This window comes from Pseudomonas sp. IPO3778 (assembly GCF_013386825.1).
Lineage (GTDB): Bacteria > Pseudomonadota > Gammaproteobacteria > Pseudomonadales > Pseudomonadaceae > Aquipseudomonas.
The window spans coordinates 28,231-50,686 of sequence record NZ_JACARC010000019.1; the positions used below are offsets into that span (position 1 = coordinate 28,231).

Below are 22,456 nucleotides of genomic sequence, written 5' to 3' on the forward strand. Positions count from 1 at the left end.
GCCCGACTCCCCCGGGCACCCTAGAATGCGCCGATGCGCGATGATCTCTCCCTTCTGCTGAACTCCCTCAACGATGCCCAACGCCAGGCCGTAGCAGCCCCCGTTGGCCGTCAGTTGGTCCTGGCCGGTGCTGGCTCCGGTAAAACCCGAGTGCTGGTGCACCGTATCGCCTGGTTGATCCAGGTCGAGAACGCCTCACCTCACTCCATCCTGTCGGTGACCTTCACCAACAAGGCCGCTGCCGAGATGCGTCATCGCATCGAGCAGTTGATGGGCATCAGCCCCGCCGGCATGTGGGTGGGCACCTTCCACGGCCTAGCACACCGCCTGCTGCGGGCCCATTGGCAGGAAGCGGGCCTCGCCCAGACCTTCCAGATTCTTGACAGCGACGACCAGCAACGCCTGGTCAAACGGGTGATCCGCGAGCTGGGCCTGGATGAACAACGCTGGCCGGTCCGTCAGGCCCAGTGGTTTATCAATGGCCAGAAAGACGAGGGCCTGCGGCCGCAACATATCCAGGCCAGCGGTGACCTGTTCCTGGCCACCATGCGCAGCATTTATGAAGCCTATGAAGCGGCCTGCCAGCGCGCCGGCGTCATCGACTTCTCCGAACTGCTGCTGCGCGCCCTCGACCTGTGGCGCGACAACCCGGGCTTGCTGGCGCACTACCAGAAGCGCTTCCGCCACATCCTGGTGGACGAGTTCCAGGACACCAACGCCGTGCAGTACGCCTGGTTGCGCCTGCTGGCCAAGGGCGGTGACAGCCTGATGGTGGTGGGCGACGACGACCAGTCGATCTACGGCTGGCGTGGCGCGAAAATCGAGAACATCTACCAGTACAGCGACGACTTCCCGGACGCCGAAACCATCCGCCTGGAGCAGAACTACCGCTCCACGGCCGGCATCCTCAAGGCCGCCAACGCCTTGATCGCCAACAACACCGGGCGCTTGGGCAAAGAGCTGTGGACCGACGGCGGCGAAGGCGAAGCGATCAACCTGTACGCCGCCTTCAACGAGCACGATGAAGCGCGCTACGTGGTGGAAACCATCGAAAGCGCCCTGAAAACCGGCCTGGCCCGCAGCGACATCGCGATTCTTTACCGCTCCAACGCCCAATCGCGGGTGCTGGAAGAAGCCTTGCTGCGCGAACGCATCCCGTACCGTATCTATGGCGGCCAGCGCTTCTTCGAACGTGCCGAAATCAAGAACGCCATGGCCTACCTGCGCTTGCTGGAAGGTCGCGGTAACGATGCCGCGCTGGAACGGGTGATCAACATCCCGGCCCGCGGCATCGGCGAGAAGACCGTCGAGGCCATTCGCGACCACGCACGTCACAGTGATGTGTCGATGTGGGAAGCCATGCGCCTGCTGATCGCCAACAAGGGCCTGACCGGCCGCGCGGCCGGTGCTCTGGGCGTGTTTGTCGAGCTGATCGAGAACCTGGCCGCCAAGTGCATGGAAATGCCCCTGCACCTGATGACTCAGACCGTGATCGAGCAGTCCGGGCTGATTGCTTACCACGAAGCGGAAAAAGGCGAGAAAGGCCAGGCCCGGGTAGAAAACCTTGAGGAACTGGTCAGCGCCGCGCGCGCGTTCGAAAACAACGAAGAAGACGAAGACCTGACGCCACTGGCGGCCTTCCTCGGCCACGCTTCGCTGGAAGCCGGCGACACCCAGGCTGACGAGCATGAAGACAGCATCCAACTGATGACCTTGCACAGTGCCAAGGGCCTGGAATTCCCGTACGTGTTCCTGGTGGGCATGGAAGAAGGCCTGTTCCCCCACAAGATGAGCCTGGAAGAACCCGGCCGCCTGGAAGAGGAACGCCGCCTGGCCTATGTGGGCATCACCCGGGCCATGCAGAACCTGGTGATGACCTACGCCGAAACCCGACGCCTGTACGGCAGCGAGACCTACAACAAGGTGTCGCGCTTCGTACGTGAGGTGCCGAAAGGGCTGATCCAGGAAGTGCGCCTCTCCAACAGCGTCAGCCGACCGTTCGGTGGCGGCCAGCAGCAGAACTCCAGCAGCATGTTTGCCGGCTCGGAAATCCCCGAGACACCGTTCAGCCTTGGCCAGCAGGTCAAGCATGCGATCTTCGGCGAGGGCGTGATCCTCAACTTCGAAGGCGCCGGTGCCCAGGCCCGGGTGCAGGTGAACTTCGCCGAAGGCAGCAAGTGGCTGATGATGGGCTACGCCAAGCTCGAAGCAATCTGAAACAACTGTAGAACATGAAGGATGTTGGCCACCCCTTGTATTTGGCAGGGGTGGGGCCAATATCTGTAACAAGTCCTACAGACGATTCGGTATTGGCCCTACGCAAAAGCCCGAAACACTATGCCGCTAGCCACTGACATCACACCTGTGCAACATGGCGCGCGTGCAATCCACAAATGGGAATTCCCTTTATGAAACGTTTTCTTAGCATCGCCATGGCGTTGTGCATCGGCCTGACGATGAGCCTCGACGCCAACGCCAAGCGCTTCGGTGGCGGCAAATCCATGGGTTCGGCGCCGAGCCACCAGACCAGCCAAATGGCCCCATCCGGCGGCGGCATGGGCGGCGCAGCTGCGACCGCCGGTGCTGCCGGTGCCGCAGGCGCTGCTGCCAAGGCGGGCGGTGCTTCGCGCTGGTTGGGCCCTCTGGCCGGTATCGCGGCCGGTGGCCTGCTCGCTTCCATGTTCATGGGCGGCGGCTTCCAGGGCATGCAGTTCTTCGACATCCTGATCATGGCGGTCATCGCCTTCCTGATCTTCCGCTTTATCGCCGCCCGTCGCCGCAAGCAACAGGAGCACATGGCTCCAGCCGGCGCGCCGATGCAGCGTGAAGTGTTCGAGCAAAAGCCAGCCCTGAACTCGATGTTTGGTGGTTCGGCCGCGCCTGCCGCCGCTCGTCCGGTGATCAATGCGCCAGCCTGGTTCAACGAAGAGCGTTTCGTCGAAGCGGCCCGCAGCCACTTCCAGTCCCTGCAGCAACACTGGGACGCCAACGAAATGGACAAGATCGCCGAGTTCGTGACTCCGCAATTGCTGGAGTTCCTCAAGCGCGAACGTGCTGACCTGGGCGACGGCTTCCAGTCGACCTACATCGAAGACCTGAAAGTGCAGCTTGAAGGCGTGGACGACCGCGCCGACAAGACCATCGCCACCCTGACCTTCAGCGGCGTGTCGAAAACCTCGCGTTTCGACCAGGGCGAAGTGTTCAGCGAAAGCTGGAACATGGAACGCCCACAGGGCGACAACCAGCCTTGGCTGGTCGCCGGTATCCGCCAGAACGGCTGATCCCTGCCCGCTTTGAGTGCGCTGTAACAAAAACCCCGGACTTGTCCGGGGTTTTCTATTTCACGGTTGCACTTATAGCGAGCTACTGTATAAAACGCCCCTATAAACCGCGCCATCTAGCAAGAGGATCCCGGCCGTGGAAGAAGTTATCGAACAATTGCGTGAAGCCAACGAACCGGTACCGGTTCCTCTGGAGCTGCCTGACGAAGACCAATTGGTGGAGATTGAAGAGGAACTCTTCATCAATATTCCATTCGTCTTCAAAGAGTTTCTGCTGACTGTCAGCGATGTGGTTTACGGCAGCCTCGAGCCGGTGACCGTGACCGATCCTGGTTCACACACCTACCTGCCGGACGTGGCCTCAACCGCTTGGGATATAGGCGTACCGCGCGAATTGATCCCGATCTGCCAGGACGGCGACGACTACTACTGCGTCGAAGAAGACGGCACTGTGGTGCTGTGGTCCGGTGAAGAAGAACTCGTCACCGAAGAAACCTGGGAATCGGTGTGGCACTGGGCGCGGGACGTCTGGCTGGAAAGCTGAGACCCCGCCCCACCTTGTAGGAGCGAGCTTACTCGCGAAAAACGTCAACGATAACGCTGTTCTCATGAGAGAACGCGGCGCTCTCAGGTTTTTCGCGAGCAAGCTCGCTCCTACAAAGTATCCTTGTGGTTATCCAGCGTCTCCAGCAAGGCGACCTGCATGCGCGTATGCACGCGGATGAACCAGCGCCAGAGCACGGCGGCCACCGCTGCCGTCACGACGGCGATCAGCACCAGCAACTTGTTGGTCGGCAGGATACTGGCCGACAAGGCTGCCAATAGCAGGAAAATCACCAGCAGCGACAGAATCGGGATCACCTCGGCGATCACCCGTCGTACCCGCTGCGTGTGGCGCCCGGCCATTTCCGGCTTCACGCTCATCTCTGCCAGCAACATCGACAGCGCCTTGAGCTTGCGATACGCCGCAATCAAAAACGGCAGCGACAGCAGCAACGCCCCGCCCCAGATCAACGCCTTCTGCCAGCTCGGATCGCTGACCCAGCCTTCCAGGTAGCTACCAATGCGTGCCGCGAAAAAACTGCCGGCAAAGAAAATCGCCACCACCAGCGCCAGGTTCACGCCCACCTGCAAAATGATCTTGCGGATCATCGACGCCAGCATCGCGCCCTCGCCCTGGGGCTGAATGCTGCGCAGCCACTCGCCATACATCCCGAATACCCGGCTCATGCGCTTGGGCATCACCGCGGCGATCTTCAGCGACAGCGGGTCTGCGCCACGAATCAGATACGGTGTGAGCAACGTGGTGATCGCTGAAACAGCCACCGCCACCGGATACAGGAAGTCGCTGGTGACCTGCAACGTCATCCCCAGCGCTGCGATGATGAATGAAAACTCGCCAATCTGTGACAGGCCCATCCCCACCCGCAGCGACGTGCGGCCATCGTTACCCGCGATAAACGCCCCCAGGCCACAGGACAACATCTTGCCCAGCACCACGGCCACGGTGATCACCGCAATCGGCCAGGCGTATTGCAGAAGGATTTGCGGGTCGATCATCAAACCAATCGCAACAAAAAAGATCGCACTGAACATGTCGCGAACTGGCTCAATCAGGCGCTCAATTTTCAGCAACTGCCGAGACTCAGCCATGATCGCCCCAATCAGGAACGCCCCCAGCACCATGCTGTATTCCAGCTTGACCACCAGCAGGCAGAAGCCGAAACACAGGCCCAGCACGGTGATCAGCAGCATCTCGTTGCTTTCGAATTTGGCCACATACTCCAGCAGGCGTGGCACCAGCAGAATCCCGATCACCAGCGCGACAATCATGAACAACGAGAGCTTGCCGACCGTGGAGAACACCTCGCCGGAGCTCACCGTGCCGCTGACGGCGATGCTCGACAGCAAGGCGATGATGCCGATACCGAGGATGTCTTCGACGATCAGCACCCCGAAAATCAGCTGGGCAAAACGCTGGTTTTTCATCTTCAGGTCGTTGAGCGCCTTGACGATGATGGTGGTCGAGGAAATCGCCAGGATCGCGCCAAGGAACAGTGAGTCCATGGTGTTCCAGTCGAACCAGCGGCCAATTTCATAGCCGATCCAGATCATCAGGATGATTTCGAGGAACGCTGCGATAAATGCGGTGGCGCCGACCTTGAACAGCTTGCGCAGGCTGAACTCCAGGCCCAGGCAGAACATCAGGAAGATCACCCCAAGCTCCGCCAGCGTCTTGATGGTGTCTTCGTCGTGGATCAGGCCAAACGGCGGGGTGTGCGGGCCGATGATGAAGCCGGCGACGATATACCCCAACACCACCGGCTGCTTGAGCCGATGAAACAGGATCGTCACCACCCCGGCCACCAGCATGATCACGGCCAGGTCCTGGATAAAACTGATGGCGTGCATGGCGAGGGGCTCCTTGAGGGGTACTGGCGCTTTTCCCATTTCCACGCATTCGCCCCGAAAGGACGTAATGAACGGAAAGAAAAGTCTGCCTTGATCGTAAGAATTGCCCTTGAGACGGGCTTTTGAAGGGTAACACCGCGACTTGCGACAGAAAGCCGGTGCAATATATGGAAACAGATCGCCCCTGGCGTGACGGCAAGCCAAGCCCCAGCGTCCCGTAATGAATGGCTCTGCAAAGATTCCAGCACCCGCAGAGGTGCCTCCCCACCCAATGCCTACAACCCGTGAGTGTGCTATGGAACCCGGAAACGCCCAGCTGTCGATGACAGTATTGATGACCCCTGACATGGCCAACTTCTCAGGCAACGTGCACGGCGGCACGCTGCTCAAGTACCTCGACGAAGTGGCCTACGCCTGCGCCAGCCGTTATGCCGGCCGCTACGTGGTGACGTTGTCGGTGGACCAGGTGATTTTTCGCGAGCCGATCCACGTCGGCGAGCTGGTGACCTTTTTGGCTTCGGTCAACTACACCGGCAACACCTCGATGGAAGTGGGGATCAAGGTAGTTACCGAGAACATCCGCGAGCGCTCGGTGCGCCATACCAACAGCTGCTTCTTCACCATGGTCGCGGTGGATGACCAGCGCAAACCGGCCGCCGTGCCGCCGCTGCAACCGCAGAACAGCGAAGACAAGCGCCGGTTTGTGCAGGCTCAACAGCGCCGGCAGATTCGCCAGGAGCTGGAGAAGCGCTATCAGGAAATCAAGGCTGACGGCCCATAGGTCCCGAGCTGGAAACCCAATCAAAATGTGGGAGCGGGCTTGCTCGCGAAGGCGGTGTATCAGACACACATTCAGTGACTGACACTGCGCTTTCGCGAGCAAGCCCGCTCCCACATGAGTCCTACGGTGTTCTTAGTAGCGTGCGCACTGGTCAACATGCGCGCGCACATCAAAGCGCTGGTCCAACTGGGCCATGCGCTCCATGTGGTGATTGACCCCCTCCATCGTGACGCCCTTTGCCTCGCTCAATCAGGCGTTTGCCTACAGCCCGATTGGCGTCGCCTCAAAGCGAACTCGCGGATGGGCAATCCGGTCCTGGGCACGCACCAACTCCAACTCATAACTGGCGCACGCCTGGGTTTCCAGCAGCACTTCGTGCACTGCTGCCGCGGTGAACTCAAAGGCCGCCACCAGGCTGTCGCCCAACAGCACCCGCGCCAGGAACAGGCCCGACGTCAGGTCGCCCACGCCCACCGGCTGGCGCGGGAACGCCAGCAGTGGCCGGCGCAGGTGCCAGCTGCCTTCGGCCGTCACCAGCAACATCTCGAAGCCGTCCGGCAGCTTGCCGGGGTAATCCAGGTGTTTGACCAACACCGCTTTCGGCCCACGGGCCAGTAACGCACGGGCCATGCCCAGGCAATCGAACAGCGACTGCGGCTTGCGCCCGGCAAAGCTGTCCAGCTCAAGTTGGTTGGGGCACAGGAAGTCGGCCATGGCGGCGGCCTCGTCCAGCAGGAAGTCGCTGACCTCCTGGGGCACGATGCAGCCTTTTTCCGGATGGCCCATCACCGGGTCGCACAAGTACAGGGCCTTGGGGTTGATTGCCTTGATCCGCGCCACGCCGGTCAGGATCGCCCGGCCCTGGGCCGCGCTGCCCAGGTAGCCCGACAGCACCGCATCACAGTTGCCCAGCTCGCCAATCGCCGCGATGCCTTCCACCAGTGCAGGAATTTGCTGCGGCGCCAGCACTTCTCCCGCCCACTGACCATACTGAGTGTGGTTGGAGAACTGCACCGTGTTGAGCGGCCACACGTTCACCCCGACCCGTTGCATGGGGAACACGGCAGCGCTGTTGCCGGCGTGGCCAAAGACCACATGAGACTGGATCGCAAGCAGATGGGGCGTACGTTTCATGCAGGGGATTTCCGTAAAGCCGTTGAAATTCTGGCTGCGCAGTATGCGACTAAACGCGGCCTGTACGACAGACCGAAGACGCAGTTAAGCTGGCCCTACTTTGTTGGAGTTCATCGAATGCTGACCCTCGGAAATATCTTCGTGCTGATGCTGCTGGCGACCGGTGCCGCCTGGCTGTGGCACAACCACGGCCTGCGCGAGCGGGCGCTGGAGCGGGTCAAGCAGCATTGCGCCAAGCTCGACATCGAGCTGCTCGATGGCGCCGTGGCGTTGAAGCGCATCGGGTTTGTGAAGGACGCCAACGGTCGGCGGCGCCTGGCGCGGATCTACAATTTCGAATTCACCGTGACCGGCGAAACGCGCCACCCGGGCACCATCACCCAATTCGGCGCCCACAGCGCGCAAATCGAGCTGGCGCCCTACCCGTTTGAGATCAAGACGCCGCTGCCCAGCGCCGAGATCATCGAGCTAAGCCAGTGGCGCCAGGAGCACGGCAGCAGCAAAACCCGTCACTGACGACAAGCGGCTAACGCATCCTGCAATTGCGCAACATCTTGCGCTTCACTGAAGATCAATTCGATACGCGAGTCCCGGCGCCATTCGCTGGGCTGCCAGGCCAGCCCAGCGTTATCCACAGCGTTGGCCGATACCCAGCCATCCAGGCTGTGGATAACCAGTTTCGCCCGCCGCCAGTCCAACGACGCCAGCCATTGTTGCAGGCGCTGACGGTCGAAATGCTGCCCAGGATGCCAGCGCCAACCGATGCTCCAGCCATCCTCCTGGCCTTGGCTCAGGCAGATCGGCGATGTCGGATCCGTCCAGATGGCCGGCATATTCGCCACGCCTTTGGGCACTTCGAAGTTATCCACAGCCGATGCGGCTTGAGCGCTCAAACCCGGTAGCTGCGCCAAGGGCAACTGCGCCTGCTGCGTCCAGTAAATCGGCCGGTCGGGCAGTTGCCCTTGAATCACCAGGCGCTGAGCGTCACTCAACGTTTCATTTTTGTTCAATACCAGCAGCCCCGCGCTGGCCAACGCTTCACGCTGGGCCGCAGGTAAAGGCTTGCCCGCCGCCAAGGCCTGGGCGTCCAGCACCAGCACACAGGGCTGAACCGCCAGCACCTGCTGCCAGGGCGCCTCCCCCAACTGCTTGAGCAATTGAGCCGGATGCCCCAGCCCGGACGGCTCGATAAACAGCCGGTCGGGTTTGGCTTTACGCAGTAAACGTCCCAGTCCCACCTGGAACGGCGCCCCATTCACGCAACACAGGCAGCCACCCGCCACTTCACCAAGGGCAATACCGTCGTCATCACGGGTCAGCAACGCGGCATCCAGGCCAATCTGCCCGAACTCATTGATCAACACCGCCCAACGCTCGTTGGCCGGGCGCTGGGCCAGCAGGTGCTTGATCAGGCTGGTCTTGCCGGCACCCAGGGGCCCGGCAATCACGTGGGTGGGAATGTTCTGCAGCATGGTGGACATCATTCAGACCGTGTAGAGAGGTTCGATCCTACCCGGTTACGCCAACCAATCCAGCGTCAGAATCAACCGTCGTTGGTCCGCCTGCAGCGGCGGCGAGCGGTGGATCAGGCCAAAGCCTTCGTTGCCGTGCCATTTTTCGCCCTTGAGCAAGGCCACCTCGCCACGGTGGATTTGCTCAATCCGCTCTTCCGGCTCCGCACTCGCCTGGCTCAGGTGCCGTCGCTCCATCACGCCTTCGCGCAACCACTGGCTGCCGATGCCGGCGTAGGTGGTGATCAGCCGCACCGGCACATGGTCCACGTGAAAACGCGGGCACATGGCCTTGTCCAGCAGCCGCAGCCGCACGCCGATGCGCTTGGCACCCAGCAAGCAGGCAAAGGCGCTGACCAGCCAGGACACGTCGGCGATAAAGCCTTCGTAACCCTCAAGGTCGCGGCAACCTGCTGCGAAGTCCTGCAGGTTTGGCTCGGCGTCTTCGCTGTTCAGTTCAACCACCAGCGACTCGGCCAATGGCTCATTGAGCGCCACCAGTAACGCGCCGAACTCGGCGATGTGCAGCGGCAATTGACGCTGCCACACCGCAAGGTTCACGCCGTCCTCAAGGATATCGGTGAGCACGGCCGGGGTTTCGCCCTGGATCTGGCGAATCACCGGGCGCAGTTTCAGGGTCGGTGCGAGCATCAGGCAGCCTCTTCGAACCAAGGGCCAAAGGGATCCGCCAACAGGCGCCAGCCTTCGACGCCCGTGGCCATTTCATCGTCGTTCAGCAAGCAGGCGTCCAGCTCGGCGGTCATCTGTGCGAAGTCGATGTTCTGCCCGATAAACACCAATTCCTGGCGGCAATCGCCGGTGCTCACTTGCCAGTTGTTCATGATCGCAGCGACGCTTTCCTCGTCCTGCGGCCACTGGGTTTTTGGCACGAAACGCCACCAGCGCCCGGCAAAACCATGGCGCATCAAGCCACCGGCTTGCGACCAGCTACCGGCGTCCTGGTGTTTACTGGCCAGCCAGAAAAAACCCTTGGAGCGCAGCAGTTTTCCATTCACCCAAGGCCGGTCGATAAAGTCGAAAAACCGCTGGGGATGGAACGGACGACGGGCGCGATAAGCAGTGGAGGCAATGCCATATTCCTCGGTTTCCGGCACATGCTCGCCACGCAATTCCTGCAACCAACCGGGCGCCTGGGAAGCGCGTTCGAAGTCGAAACGGCCGGTGTTGAGGATCTTCGCCAGCGGCACTTCGCCCATGATCATCGGGATGATTTCTGCCTGGGCATTCAGGCGTTCCAGGATCGCCATCAACTCCTGGCGCTCGCTGCTGCTGATCAGGTCGATCTTGCTGATGAGGATCACGTCGGCGAATTCGATCTGTTCGATCAGCAGATCGGTGATCGAGCGCTCGTCTTCTTCCCCCAGGGTTTCGCCCCGGGACGCCAGGCTTTCGGCCGCCTGGTAGTCGAGCAGGAAGTTCATGCCGTCGACCACGGTGACCATGGTGTCGAGCCGGGCAATGTCCGCCAGGCTCTGGCCATCTTCGTCACGGAAGGTGAAGGTTTCGGCCACCGGCAGCGGTTCGGAAATGCCGGTGGACTCGATCAACAGGTAATCAAACCGACCTTCCTTGGCGAGCTTTGCGACTTCTTCCAGCAAGTCTTCGCGCAAGGTGCAGCAGATACAGCCGTTGCTCATCTCCACTAGTTTTTCTTCGGAGCGATTGAGGGTGACGTCGCGCTGGACCTCACTGCCATCGATGTTGATTTCGCTCATGTCGTTGACGATCACCGCCACCCGCAGGTTTTCGCGGTTGCGCAGGACGTAGTTGAGCAGCGTGCTTTTACCGGCGCCGAGGAATCCGGACAGCACAGTAACGGGGAGACGATTGGGCATCAGGTGTTCCTCATCAGGGTTGGCCGGTCAAATCGCCCGTTGGTGGCGTTCGCGCAGCTCTTCACGTTCTTTGGCTTCGATACACAGGGTGGCCGTGGGGCGCAGCAACAGGCGCTTGAGGCCAATGGGCTCGCCGGTTTCACGGCACCAGCCGTATTCGCCGCGGGCCAGGTGCTCCAGAGCTTCGTCGATCTTGTCCAACAGCTTCTTTTCCCGCTCCAGCAGGCGCAGTTGCCATTGGCGCTGTTCTTCGGCGCTGCCCACATCAGCGGGATCACTGTTGGGTTCCTGTTCGCGCAGCACCATGAATTCGGCATCGATGCGCGCTTGCAGCTCATTGCGCTGGGCCAGCAACAGCTCGCGGAAGAACCCTTGCTGGGCTTCATTCATGTAGTCGGCGGACGGTTGGGCGAGGAGGTCTTGTTCGGTCATCGGAGGTGGTTCACGGGTCAGGCTGTTTTTTAATGTTATAGTATAACAATACAAATAAGCCAATCCCCCTTGCTCACAACGACGAAGGGCGCAATGCTGGCCGCCGAATAACGCCCCGAGAGCTTCTATGAAATACCTGTTGTGCGGTGTGTTGCTGATAGTGGCGAGCCAGGCCAACGCGCAAGTGCCCAGCCTGCTGGCCAACTGCACCCGCAGCGCCAACCTGTTGGCGTGCGTCGACGCGCAGGGCAATGCCTACAGTGTCGCGACGGCAGGCAACACCACGTATTTGCGGGGGCTCGAGGTGATCGGCAAGCGCTATTGGGCACAGACCAGCAGCCGCTACGGGCAGCTGACGTTCTTTACCGGCTTGGCATCCGATGGTGAGGCGTGGGTCGGCTACACGCGGCGAGTGGGCTGGACCACCCTCAACCGGTTTTCCAGTTCGGGTGGCGCCAGCGCCAAGTTCACCTGTAGCCGGATAACCGGCTGTTAGACCTGGCCGGTTTTCTGCTCCTGAACCCAGGCCATGTAGCTGTTCATTGGCGGGTTCTTCTGGAAGTAGCTTTTCAACCCTTCAAATAGACCATCTGCCACCGCCTGTTGATGGCGCGCGGTGACCAGGCGCTGCGCGTCCTGGGTGTTGGAGATAAACCCGGTTTCCACCAGGATCGACGGCACGTCCGGCGACTTGAGCACCGCAAACCCGGCCTGTTCCACGCGTTTTTGATGCAGGGTGGTGATGCTTTGCAGGCTGCCCAGCACCGAACTGCCCAGTTGCAGGCTGGAGGCGATGGTGGCGTTCATCGACATGTCGAGAATCACCCCGGCCAGCATCGGGTCCTTGTCCTTGAGGTTGAGCAAGGTGGTGGCGCCCAACAGGTCGGCGCCGTTTTCCCGCTGCGCCATGAACCGCGCAGTGGCGGACGTCGCGCCGCCTTCAGACAACGCATAGACAGAAGCGCCGGACGCCGTCAGCCGTGGCGCTGCATCGGCATGCACCGAGATAAACATGTCGGCCTTGTGCTGACGGGCAATGTCCACGCGCTTACGCAGCGGCACGAAGAAGTCATCGTTGCGCACCAGCTTCACATCGAAGCCCTTTTCACGCTTCAAACGCTTGGCCAGTAATTGAGCGATGGACAGCACCACGTCTTTTTCGCGCTGGCCCTTGGAGCCGATGGCGCCCGGGTCCTTGCCGCCATGACCAGGGTCGACCACCACGATGATGTCGCGTTTCGGATGGGCCCGATCGACCGGTGCCGCCGCCAAGGGCGCAGCCAACGCCGCCGGCGCTGCAGCCATTTGTTGAGGCGCGCGAGTGGCGCTGGTCAGGTCCAGTACCAGGCGATGACCTTGGCCATCCTGCGGCGGCAATAGAAAGCTGTTGAGCTGCATCGGCGCCTTCAAATCCAGGACGATCCGCGTATCACCCTGGCCAAAGTGCCCCGAACGAATCGAGGTGATGCCGCTGTTGGTCAGGGCCAGTTGGCTGAAATCCCCGGTCAGCTTCGCGCCGCTCAGGTCAATGATCAACCGCTCCGGCGACGTCAGGGTGAAGGTCTTGTATTGCACCGGGCCGCTGAGGTCCAGCACCAGCCGCAGCTTGTTATCCGAACGCCACAGCCGTGCATTGCGGATCTGCGCGGCAGACACGCCCAAGGGCAAGGTAAACACCGCACTGGCCAGCAGCAGGTTGAGGAGTTGACGTCTGTGCATGACTTACACCGCAAATAAAGGAGCTTCCGTACTCGACATGACTGAATAAAAGACAGAGCAGAAAAACTTTCGTCGACTCAATAGTAATAATATAACATGTCTTTTTATTTCCAACGATGGACCTGCTCATGAACGCGCTGACTCTGCCCGATATCGCCGCGCAGGCTTCACGCCAAGCCTTGCCGCTCGATTGGGTGGGCATGTGCGGCATTGCCCTGCCCATTCAAATCGACGGCCAGCGCCTTAGCGCCACGGCGGATGCCGGCGTCAGCCTGGACGACGGCGAGGCACGGGGCATTCATATGTCGCGGCTTTACCTGGCGTTGGAGATGCTTGAACAGCAGCCGCTTACGCCAGCACTGCTGCGCAGTGTATTGCAACGTTTTCTCGAGAGTCATGAAGGTTTATCCACAAATGCCTACTTGCGAATTCATGCAGACCTGCTGCTGAAACGCCCCGCGCTGGTCAGCCCATTGTCGGGTTGGAAAAGTTACCCGGTGAGCATCGAAGCCCGCCTGGAAAACCAGATGTTCCACGTGGAACTAAAAATTGACGTTACTTACTCTTCAACTTGCCCTTGCTCGGCTGCCCTCGCCAGGCAATTGATTCAGCAACAATTTCTCGAAGACTTCGGCAACACGTCGCTGCAACACGAAGACGTATTGACCTGGCTGGGCAGTGCAAACGGCATCGTCGCCACCCCCCACAGCCAACGCAGCAGCGCACTGTTGCTGGTCCGCCTTCAAGGCGATCAGCCAACGCTACCGCTGACGCAACTGATCGACGAGACCGAAGCCGCCCTCGGCACCGCCGTACAAACCGCTGTAAAGCGTGCAGACGAACAAGCCTTCGCCCTGGCCAATGGGCAGAACCTGATGTTCTGCGAAGACGCCGCCCGCCGCCTTAACCTCGCCTTGAAACGCTCGGATGCGGTCATTGCCTTCCACTTGAAAGTGATCCACGCCGAAAGCCTGCACGCGCACGATGCCGTAGCCGAAAGCCGCTGGACGAGACCTGCCGAATGATCACCTGCACCGCTTTGCGCTGGGGCGCCCCCGGCCAACCCCTGACACCCGCCATCAATTTCACCCTGGAAAAAGGCAGCCTCACCGGCATCATCGGCGCCAACGGCACGGGCAAAAGCAGCCTGCTGAAAGTCATCGCCGGCTTACAGAAGCCGCTGGCCGGGAAGGTGACCCTCGATATTCCCCGCCGTGGCGGCCTGTCGTTCCTGCCCCAGCAACAGAACCTCGACCGCCAGTTCCCCATCAACCTCGAAGAGTTGGTGGCCGCCGGCTTCTGGGGCAGTAAACACACGCCGCAACAGCGCACCGAGCGCCTGCACGCGGTACTTGAAGACTGGTGCCTCAGTGGCCTGGAACATCGGCCGTTGATGGCCTTGTCGGGCGGCGAGCTGCAACGCGCCCTGCTCGCCCGCATGAGCCTGGCCGAGTCGCCAATATTGCTGCTGGACGAACCCCACGCCGCCCTCGACGAAGACGGCCAGGCGCTGTGCTGGAAACACATCCACGCCTGGCACGACGCAGGTCGCACGGTGGTCGTGGTGTGCCATGACCTCGGCTCCGTACGCCACCACACCCAGCAAGTGGTGCAGATCAAAAGCAGCGGCTGCGTGTTCGGTTCAAGCAAAGAACTGATCCGCCCGCAGCCGCAGATGCAGGTGGCTTGATGCACTTCGCCGCCCACCTGTGGATGCCGTTTCTCGACTTCGTGTTTATGCGCCGCGCGCTTCTCGGCGGCCTGGTATTGGCATGCAGCACAGCGCCGCTGGGGGTGTTCCTGATCCTGCGCCGCATGAGCCTGATCGGTGACGCCGTGTCCCACGGCATCCTGCCTGGCGCCGCCCTGGGCTTCTGGTTCGCCGGCCTGAGTTTGCCCGCGCTGACCATCGGTGGCCTGGGCGCTGGCCTGAGCATGGCCGGCCTCGCCGCCTGGATCACCCGCCGCACCGGGCTGAAGGAAGACGCGAGCCTGGCCGCCATCTACCCAATCTCCCTGGCCAGCGGCGTGCTGATCCTCGGCCTCGCCGGCAAGCGCCTGGACCTGCTGCACCTGCTGTTTGGCTCGGCCCTGGCAGTCGACGGCCCGACCCTCACCGGCATGCTCTGGGTCTCGGGCTTCAGCCTGATCGCCATGGCCGTGATCTACAAACCGCTGCTGCTGGACACCCTCGACCCGCTGTTCCTGCAAACCGTCAGCCGTCTCGGCCCGTTGGCCCACGGCCTGTTCCTGACGCTGGTGGTGCTGAACCTGGTGATCGGCTTCCAGGCCATCGGCGCCTTGATGGTGGTCGGCCTGATGATGTTGCCGGCCATTGCTTCACGTTTCTGGAGCCGGCGCCTGCCGGTGTTGATCGCCATATCCGCGGTGCTGGGATGCCTGTCGGTGTGGCTGGGTTTGTTGCTGTCGTTCTACTACTCGCTGCCCAGCGGCCCGGCGATTGTGCTGGTGGCTGGCGGCGGGTACCTGCTGTCTGTGGTCTTCGGTCCGGTGCACGGCTTGCTGCGCCGCCCGCCTTTGCTTACATCCCAATGAGGTGTTTCCCGATGCGCGCTCTACTCGTGCTGTTCAGTGTGTTGCTGCCGCTGTCGTTCGCGACGGCCCAGGCTGCCGACAAGCTTCAGGTGGTTACCAGCTTCAGTATTCTTGACGACATGACCCACCAGGTCGGTGGCGATCATATCCACATCAGCAACATGGTCGGCCCCGACGCCGACGCTCACACCTACGAACCGACGCCAGACGACGCCAAGGCCCTGCTCAAGGCCAAGGTCATCATCAAGAACGGCCTGGGCTTCGAGCCGTGGCTGGACCGCCTGATCACCAGCACCGAGACCAAGGCAACTGTGGTCACCGCCAGTAAAGGCGTGTTGTCCCACACCATGGAAGAAGATGGCGAAACCATCCCCGACCCGCACGCCTGGCACAACCTGGCCAACACCGTTATCTACGTGAACAACATCACCAAGGCGCTGATCGCCGCCGACCCGGCCAACAAGGCGGACTACGAGCACAACAGCCAGGTGTACCTGAAAAAAATCTACCGCCTGCTGGCTGAAGCCAAAGCCAAGTTCGGCGCACTGCCGCCGGGCAACCGCCGCATCGTGACCTCCCATGACGCCTTCGGTTACCTGGGCCAGGCCTACGGTATCGAGTTCCTGTCGCCTCAAGGCCTGTCCACCGAACGTGAGCCGTCTGCCGCCGAAGTCGCCACGCTGATCACCCAGATCCGCAAGGACAAGGTCAAGGCCGTGTTCATGGAAAACATCAAGGACTCGCGCCTGCTCCAGCAGATCGCTGACGAAAGTGGCGCGCAAATCGGCGGCACCCTGTATTCCGATGCCCTGGCAGCCGAAGGCCCGGCCAGCACCTTTACCGGCCTGTTCGAATACAACCTCAACACCCTGTGCGCGGCCCTGAGCAAGCCATGACCCTGAGCATGCTCGACCTGGAAGCGGCGGCCATCGGCAGCCGCTTTCCGCTCGACCGCGTGCTCGACGCCCTGCCGTGGAACAGCGATGGCCTGATTGCCGCCATCGCCCAGCAACACGGCAGTGGCGAGGTGTTGATGCTGGCCTGGATGAACCGCCGGGCCCTCGACGAAACCCTGGCCACCGGCCAGGTCTGCTACTGGTCCCGCTCCCGCCAGCAACTGTGGCGCAAGGGCGAAACCTCCGGCCACTGGCAACAGCTGGTGGAGGCGCGCCTGGACTGCGACGGCGACGCCGTGCTGCTGATCGTCGACCAGCAAGGCCCGGCCTGCCACACGGGCCGGCCCACCTGCTTCTACAACGCCATTGAAGGCAGCCACGTACACATCATTACCGCGCCCCTCAAGGAACCTGACCCATGATCCGCAAGAACCCTTCCGGCGATCTGCCCGTGATTGCCGAATCGGCCTATGTCGACAAAACCGCGATCATCTGCGGCAAGGTCATCATCGGCGAGAACGTATTTGTCGGCCCTTACGCGGTGATCCGTGCCGACGAAGTTAACGCCAATGGCGACATGGACCCGATCACCATCGGCGCCAATTCAAATATCCAGGACGGCGTGGTCATCCACTCCAAATCCGGCGCCGCCGTGACCATCGGCGAGTTCACCTCCATCGCTCACCGTTCAATCGTCCACGGCCCGTGCACCGTCGGTAACCGGGTGTTTATCGGCTTCAACAGCGTGCTGTTCAACTGCGTGGTCGGCGACGGCTGCGTGGTGCGGCACAACTCGGTGGTCGACGGCCGCGATCTGCCCGCCGCGTTCTACGTGCCCTCCACCACCCGCATCGGCCCCAACACCGACCTGTCCCAGTTCCCGCCGGTGAGCGTCAGCGCTTCGGAGTTTTCCGAAGACGTGGCGCGCACCAACGTCGACCTGGTGCTGGGTTACAAAGCCCTGCAAAACGAGTTCTGACCATGAGCCGCCTGCTGATCCGCAACGCCCGCCTGGTGAACGAAGGCCAGGTATTCGAGGCTGACCTGCTGGTCGCCAATGGCCGCATCGAGAAGATCGCCAGCAGCATCGACAACGCCAACGCCCCGGTGGAAATCGACGCCCAAGGCCAGTGGTTGCTGCCGGGAATGATCGACGACCAGGTGCACTTCCGTGAACCTGGCGCGCCGGACAAGGGCAGCTTCTACAGCGAGTCCCGCGCGGCGGTGGCCGGCGGCATCACCAGCTTCATGGATATGCCCAACACCAGCCCGGCGACCCTGAACCTGGAAGCCCTGGCCGACAAGAAGCGCCGCGCCGCGCTGCACTCGGTGGCCAACTATGGCTTTCACTTTGGGGTGAGCAACGACAACCTCGACACCGTGGCCGCCCTGGACCCGCGAGAAGTCGCCGGCGTCAAAGTGTTCATGGGTGCCTCCACCGGCAATATGCTGGTGGATGACCCGAAGATCCTTGAGCGCCTGTTCGCCGAAGTGCCGACCATTCTCCTGGCCCACTGCGAGCACACGCCCAGCATTCACGCCAACGAGCAACGCATGCGCGAGCGCTTCGGCGAGCACATCCCGGCGGTAGCTCACCCGCTGATTCGCGATGCGCAGGCCTGTTATCGCTCGTCGTCTTTGGCGGTGGAACTGGCCAAGCGGCATGGCACGCGCCTGCATGTGTTGCACATCACCAGCGCGCAGGAGTTGGTGCTGTTCGAAGACAAACCCCTGGCGGAAAAACGCATCACGGCGGAAGTCTGCCTGCATCATCTATTGTTCGATGACCGCGACTACGCGCGCCTCGGCCACCAGATCAAATGCAACCCGGCGATCAAGACACGCGCCGACCGCAACGCCCTGCGCCTGGCATTGTTAAGTGACCGTCTGGATGTCATTGGCAGTGATCATGCGCCGCACACCTGGGCGCAAAAACAACTGGCGTATCGCGAAGCACCGTCGGGCTTGCCGCTGGTGCAACACGCCTTGCCGGCGCTGCTGGAATTGGTGGCCGACGGCGTGTTGCCGCTGACTACCCTGGTGGCGAAAACCAGCCATCGCGTCGCGGACCTGTTTGCGATCCCCGACCGAGGTTATCTACGGGAAGGTTATTGGGCCGACCTGGTGCTGATCCAGCCCGAACCCCAGGGCAAGCCTGTCAGCAGCCAACCGATCCTGGCCCGCTGCGGCTGGACGCCCTTTGCCGAGCACAGCTTCAGGCACAGCGTCAGCACCACCCTGGTTTCCGGCCATCTGGCTTGGCATGACGGGCGTGTGCACGACAGTTGCCAGGGGTTGCCGCTGCATTTTCAGCGCTGACAAGGATTGGGGCCGGCAACCCAACCCACTGTGGGAGCTGGCTTGCCTGCGATGCGGGCGACTCGGTTTCTCAGTAAACCCGGGGTGATGCAATCGCAGGCAAGCCAGCTCCCACACTTTGGTGCGGTTGTTCTTAAGCGCGGGGTTTGACCGTACCGCAATTGCTGCCCAGCCATTGCGCGTGGGTGTCCAGGCTGCCCTTCTGCTGAACGCCGGTGGCGTTGAAGGTGCCGTTAACCGTGGTGGTGAATTCCTGCTGGCTCTGGAATGTCGCCACGCCGGTACCCTGGGCTTTCGGGCAACTGAAGCGGAACTTCCACTGGTTGCCGGTCTTGTCCGTCACCTCCTGTTTGCAGCCCGACTGCGGGTCGGTCAGCGGGATGGAGTCGGACGCCACCTGGGCTTGTGTCAGGCACACCTGCACGCCTTTGCCGGCCATGGTGATGCCTTGTTTCTCAAGCATCGCCCGTTGTTCCGGGGTCATCTGTTGCTTGAGCTGACCGAGGATCAGCGACAAGTCCGGCAGGTCCTGGTTATCGACCTTCATGTTGCTGGTGGTCAATTCCCACAAACCCGGCGCCAGCATCTGCGCTTGCGCCGCCACGGGCAGCGTTAAACCAACAACCATGGCCAAACCAAGCAGACGAGCATTCATCGGGTAACTCCTGGGCAATTGTCGGCGTTAGACGCCGCAAAAGCGCCAGTGTTGCACAGCAAATAAAATAGCGACATTCGTGGCCGAACATGGTCTGTTAGGCACTTGTTTGTCAGGAGTACCGTTGTCCATGGATTTCTTTGGCCCGCACCTGCTCGCCTATTTCATTGCCACCCTGCATTTTCTGGGCACCCTCGCCGCCATCCATGCGGTATTGACCGTCAGGACCGCCCAAGGCTCGATTGCCTGGGCCTTGTCGCTGATGTTCATCCCGTACCTGACGCTGATTCCCTACCTGATCTTTGGCCGCAGCACCTTCGACGCCTACATTCAGGCGCGGCGCCAGGCCAACCAGGAAATGCACAAGGCGATCACCGAGCTGAACTGGCGCCCCTGGGTCGAAGAGGCACTGGCCGCGCGCAACTCCCAGGCCTACGCCTCCCTGCGGGCGATGCCCAAGCTGGGGCGCATGCCGTGCCTGGCGAACAATCAGGTGCGCTTGCTGATCAATGGCGAGGCTACCTTCAGCGCGATTTTTGAAGCGATCCGCTCGGCGAAGACCGCCGTGCTGTTCCAGTTTTTCATCATTCATGACGACGAACTCGGCCGCCAACTGCACGCCCTGCTGAAGGAAAAGGCCGCCGAAGGCGTGTCGATTTTCGTGCTGTATGACCGTATCGGCAGCCATGCCCTGCCCCATCGTTACGTGCAGTCGCTGCGGGACGCCGGGGTGCAGGTCAAGGCCTTCGCCACCCGCAGTGGCTGGCTCAACCGCTTCCAGGTCAACTTCCGCAACCACCGCAAGATCGTGGTGGTGGATGGCATTACCGGGTTTGTCGGCGGGCATAACGTCGGCGATGAATACCTGGGCAAGAAACCGCCCCTGGCGCCGTGGCGTGATACCCATGTGCAGGTCAGCGGCCCGGTGGTGGCGTGCTTGCAGGAATCGTTTGCCGAGGACTGGTTCTGGGCCGCGCGTGAGCTGCCGCCGCTGCTGCTGCCGGATACTTACCCGGATGACGGCGTGCTCTGCCAATTGCTCGCCAGCGGGCCGGCGGATCCGTATGAAACCTGCTCGCTATTCTTTGTCGAGGCGATTCACGCGGCGACCGAGCGGGTGTGGATCACCAGCCCGTATTTCATTCCCGATGAGGCGGTATTTTCTGCGCTGAGGCTGGCGGTGCTGCGGGGGGTGGACGTGCGCCTGCTGCTGCCGTCGCGGCCCGACCACCGCATCGTCTATGCGGCCTCCAGCCTGTATGCGATCGAAGCGGTGCGCGCCGGGGTGCGGGTCTTCCGCTATACGCCGGGGTTCCTGCATCAGAAAGTGGTGTTGGTGGACAGTGAAATCAGCGCCATCGGCAGTGCGAACCTGGATAACCGATCATTCCGGCTGAATTTCGAAGTGATGTTGCTGACGGTGGATGACACCTTCGCCAGCCAGGTGGAGCAGATGTTGCTGGATGACTTCGCCCTGGCCCATGAAATCAGCCAGGAAGAAAACCGCCAGACCCACCGCCTGCAACAGCTGGGCATGCGGGTCGCGCGGCTTATTTCCCCCATCCTGTAAGGCTTGCACCGAACCATATGTGGGAGCGGGCTTGCTCGCGAAAGCGTTGTATCAGTCACTGAATGTGTTTCTGATACAACGCCTTCGCGAGCAAGCCCGCTCCCACATTTAGATCACCGGTGCCATTGCTTACTGGTACAGGTCATCCCGCGTCCACGGCAGCTCATGACTCCCATCGGCATGGGGCTTCACCGCCAGAATCTGATGCAGGTTGATCCAGCCCCGGGCAAACGCGTAGGCGCAGCCGGCCAGGTACAGCCGCCAGATGCGCAAGGCTTGCTCCGGCACCATCTTGCCTGCCGCTTCCAGGTTGTCTTCCAGGCGCTCGCTCCAGTGATCCAGGGTGCGTGCGTAATGCAGGCGCAGGCTTTCGACGTCGACCACCTCCAGCCCGACTTCGCTGACCTCGGCGGTCATCATCGCCAGGTGCGGCAGCTCGCCATTGGGAAACACATAGCGCTCGATAAAGTCCCCGGCGCCACGGCCCACGGGCCGGCCATCGGTGTGCTTGGCGGTAATCCCATGGTTCATCACCAGGCCACCCTCACGCACCGCGCCGTACAAAATCTTGCAGTACTCCGCCAGGTTGGCGTGGCCGACGTGTTCAAACATGCCCACGCTCACCACCTTGTCGAACCGCCCGTCCTGAGGCAGGTCGCGGTAGTCCAGCAGCCTCAGCTCAACCTGGTCTTCCAGGCCTTCGGCTTTTACCCGCTCCTGGGCCAGTTCCAGCTGTTCCTTGCTCAGGGTGATGCCGAACACCTTGACCCCGAATTCCCGCGCCGCATACCGCGCCAGCCCGCCCCAACCACAGCCCACATCCAGCAGATACTCTCCCGGCTGCAGCCGCAATTTGCGGCACAGGTGGCGGAATTTGTCTTGCTGGGCTTGGTCGAGGGATTCGCTGCCGGTCTCGAAATACCCGCAGGAATAGGCCATGTCACGGTCCAGCCAGAGCTGGTAGAACGCGTTGGACAGGTCGTAATGGTAGGAAATAGCGGCGGCGTCGGTGGCCTTGTCGTGGATCGAGCGCACCGGACGGCTGTCCCCTTCGTCATCAACCAAGGCATGACTCAACTCGTCAACGACCCTGATCACTTCGGAAATGGAGCCTTCCAGCTCGAGTTTGCCCTCGACAAAGGCTTCGCCCAATGAATCGAGGGTCGGATGGCTGAGCGTTGAAACCATCATGGGGTCCTTGACCACAATGGTGACGCTGGGATCCGGGCCCAGGTTAAATTCATGGCCGTCCCAGAGTCGAAGACGCAGCGGTAGCTTGAGATTCTGTAAGGCCGGTGGAAGTTGCGCGAGCATGAGTAGTCCCCCCTTGTTTC

At 61.5% G+C, this 22,456-nt stretch carries 23 protein-coding genes; 14 read left to right on the forward strand and 9 right to left on the reverse strand.

Annotated features, from left to right (window positions below; all coding sequences use genetic code 11):
• Positions 1–33: 33 nt before the first annotated feature.
• The 3 genes from uvrD (at position 34) to HX855_RS07990 (ending at position 3,825) form a co-directional block, all read left to right on the forward strand.
• Entirely contained in the window at positions 34–2,217 is a 2,184-nt protein-coding gene (uvrD, locus tag HX855_RS07980; RefSeq protein ID WP_177090095.1) for a DNA helicase II, read from the forward strand.
• A gap of 191 nt (positions 2,218–2,408) precedes the next feature.
• A complete protein-coding gene (locus HX855_RS07985; RefSeq protein WP_177090096.1) occupies positions 2,409–3,281 on the forward strand; it encodes a Tim44 domain-containing protein in 873 nt (290 codons plus the stop codon).
• Positions 3,282–3,417: 136 nt separating this feature from the next.
• Positions 3,418–3,825 carry an SMI1/KNR4 family protein gene (locus HX855_RS07990; protein WP_177090097.1) on the forward strand — a complete coding sequence of 136 codons (408 nt, stop codon included), beginning with the start codon at positions 3,418–3,420 and terminating at the stop codon, positions 3,823–3,825.
• Between the two features lie 110 nt (positions 3,826–3,935).
• Here HX855_RS07990 and HX855_RS07995 read toward each other — a convergent pair whose 3' ends face one another.
• A complete protein-coding gene (locus HX855_RS07995; protein WP_177090098.1) occupies positions 3,936–5,693 on the reverse strand; it encodes a cation:proton antiporter in 1,758 nt (585 codons plus the stop codon).
• Positions 5,694–5,988: 295 nt separating this feature from the next.
• Here HX855_RS07995 and HX855_RS08000 point away from each other — a divergent pair, with 295 nt between their 5' ends.
• Positions 5,989–6,474, forward strand: a complete 486-nt coding sequence (locus HX855_RS08000; RefSeq protein WP_003213461.1) for an acyl-CoA thioesterase — start codon at positions 5,989–5,991, stop codon at positions 6,472–6,474.
• A 261-nt stretch (positions 6,475–6,735) separates the two neighbouring features.
• Here HX855_RS08000 and pdxY read toward each other — a convergent pair whose 3' ends face one another.
• Positions 6,736–7,608 carry a pyridoxal kinase PdxY gene (pdxY, locus tag HX855_RS08005; RefSeq protein ID WP_063033787.1) on the reverse strand — a complete coding sequence of 291 codons (873 nt, stop codon included), beginning with the start codon at positions 7,606–7,608 and terminating at the stop codon, positions 6,736–6,738.
• Between the two features lie 117 nt (positions 7,609–7,725).
• On the opposite strand from pdxY, the gene HX855_RS08010 reads away from it, so the two are divergent.
• The gene (locus tag HX855_RS08010) at positions 7,726–8,124 is read left to right on the forward strand and encodes a DUF3301 domain-containing protein (protein WP_177090099.1); all 399 of its coding nucleotides are present in this window, start codon (positions 7,726–7,728) and stop codon (positions 8,122–8,124) included.
• Here HX855_RS08010 and HX855_RS08015 read toward each other — a convergent pair.
• The 4 genes from HX855_RS08015 to dksA are packed head-to-tail and all read right to left on the reverse strand — an operon-like array spanning position 8,118 to position 11,407.
• On the reverse strand, positions 8,118–9,080 hold the full coding sequence (locus tag HX855_RS08015; RefSeq protein ID WP_177090100.1) for a GTP-binding protein: 963 nt from the start codon (positions 9,078–9,080) through the stop codon (positions 8,118–8,120). The two genes, HX855_RS08010 and HX855_RS08015, sit on opposite strands and share 7 nt — an antisense overlap.
• A gap of 45 nt (positions 9,081–9,125) precedes the next feature.
• Positions 9,126–9,770, reverse strand: a complete 645-nt coding sequence (locus HX855_RS08020) for a DUF1826 domain-containing protein (protein WP_177090101.1) — start codon at positions 9,768–9,770, stop codon at positions 9,126–9,128.
• Positions 9,770–10,975 (reverse strand): zinc metallochaperone GTPase ZigA, encoded by a 1,206-nt coding sequence (gene zigA / locus HX855_RS08025; protein ID WP_177090102.1) that lies wholly within the window; start codon positions 10,973–10,975, stop codon positions 9,770–9,772. Before zigA ends, HX855_RS08020 begins: the two co-directional genes overlap by 1 nt.
• Before the next feature lie 27 nt (positions 10,976–11,002).
• Entirely contained in the window at positions 11,003–11,407 is a 405-nt protein-coding gene (dksA, locus tag HX855_RS08030) for an RNA polymerase-binding protein DksA (RefSeq protein WP_063033783.1), read from the reverse strand.
• Positions 11,408–11,534: 127 nt separating this feature from the next.
• Here dksA and HX855_RS08035 point away from each other — a divergent pair, with 127 nt between their 5' ends.
• The gene (locus HX855_RS08035; protein WP_177090103.1) at positions 11,535–11,903 is read left to right on the forward strand and encodes a glutamine synthetase; all 369 of its coding nucleotides are present in this window, start codon (positions 11,535–11,537) and stop codon (positions 11,901–11,903) included.
• Here the strand turns inward: HX855_RS08035 and HX855_RS08040 are convergent.
• Positions 11,900–13,126 (reverse strand): N-acetylmuramoyl-L-alanine amidase, encoded by a 1,227-nt coding sequence (locus HX855_RS08040; RefSeq protein ID WP_177090104.1) that lies wholly within the window; start codon positions 13,124–13,126, stop codon positions 11,900–11,902. The genes HX855_RS08035 and HX855_RS08040 overlap by 4 nt on opposite strands.
• 128 nt (positions 13,127–13,254) lie before the next feature.
• Between HX855_RS08040 and folE2 the strand changes: the two genes are divergently transcribed.
• Genes folE2 through HX855_RS08075 form a run of 7 tightly spaced genes read left to right on the forward strand, consistent with a single transcriptional unit; the run spans position 13,255 to position 18,897 of the window.
• Entirely contained in the window at positions 13,255–14,151 is an 897-nt protein-coding gene (gene folE2, locus HX855_RS08045) for a GTP cyclohydrolase FolE2 (RefSeq protein WP_177090105.1), read from the forward strand.
• On the forward strand, positions 14,148–14,816 hold the full coding sequence (locus HX855_RS08050) for a metal ABC transporter ATP-binding protein (protein WP_177090106.1): 669 nt from the start codon (positions 14,148–14,150) through the stop codon (positions 14,814–14,816). The genes folE2 and HX855_RS08050 overlap by 4 nt, the downstream gene beginning before the upstream one ends.
• On the forward strand, positions 14,816–15,682 hold the full coding sequence (locus tag HX855_RS08055) for a metal ABC transporter permease (protein WP_177090107.1): 867 nt from the start codon (positions 14,816–14,818) through the stop codon (positions 15,680–15,682). Before HX855_RS08050 ends, HX855_RS08055 begins: the two co-directional genes overlap by 1 nt.
• Positions 15,683–15,693: 11 nt before the next feature.
• Positions 15,694–16,578 carry a metal ABC transporter substrate-binding protein gene (locus HX855_RS08060; protein ID WP_177090108.1) on the forward strand — a complete coding sequence of 295 codons (885 nt, stop codon included), beginning with the start codon at positions 15,694–15,696 and terminating at the stop codon, positions 16,576–16,578.
• Positions 16,575–17,000, forward strand: a complete 426-nt coding sequence (gene hisI, locus HX855_RS08065) for a phosphoribosyl-AMP cyclohydrolase (protein ID WP_177090109.1) — start codon at positions 16,575–16,577, stop codon at positions 16,998–17,000. Before HX855_RS08060 ends, hisI begins: the two co-directional genes overlap by 4 nt.
• A complete protein-coding gene (locus HX855_RS08070) occupies positions 16,997–17,557 on the forward strand; it encodes a carbonate dehydratase (RefSeq protein WP_010168409.1) in 561 nt (186 codons plus the stop codon). Before hisI ends, HX855_RS08070 begins: the two co-directional genes overlap by 4 nt.
• 2 nt (positions 17,558–17,559) lie before the next feature.
• Complete coding sequence (locus tag HX855_RS08075; protein WP_177090110.1) at positions 17,560–18,897, forward strand: dihydroorotase; 1,338 nt, start codon at positions 17,560–17,562, stop codon at positions 18,895–18,897.
• Between the two features lie 133 nt (positions 18,898–19,030).
• Here HX855_RS08075 and HX855_RS08080 read toward each other — a convergent pair whose 3' ends face one another.
• Complete coding sequence (locus HX855_RS08080) at positions 19,031–19,552, reverse strand: DUF3617 domain-containing protein (protein ID WP_010168411.1); 522 nt, start codon at positions 19,550–19,552, stop codon at positions 19,031–19,033.
• Positions 19,553–19,682: 130 nt separating this feature from the next.
• Here HX855_RS08080 and cls point away from each other — a divergent pair, with 130 nt between their 5' ends.
• On the forward strand, positions 19,683–21,122 hold the full coding sequence (gene cls, locus HX855_RS08085; RefSeq protein WP_177090111.1) for a cardiolipin synthase: 1,440 nt from the start codon (positions 19,683–19,685) through the stop codon (positions 21,120–21,122).
• 129 nt (positions 21,123–21,251) lie between these two features.
• On the opposite strand, the gene cfaB is transcribed toward cls, so the two are convergent.
• Positions 21,252–22,436, reverse strand: a complete 1,185-nt coding sequence (cfaB, locus tag HX855_RS08090; protein ID WP_177090112.1) for a C17 cyclopropane fatty acid synthase CfaB — start codon at positions 22,434–22,436, stop codon at positions 21,252–21,254.
• Between the last annotated feature and the right edge of the window lie 20 nt (positions 22,437–22,456).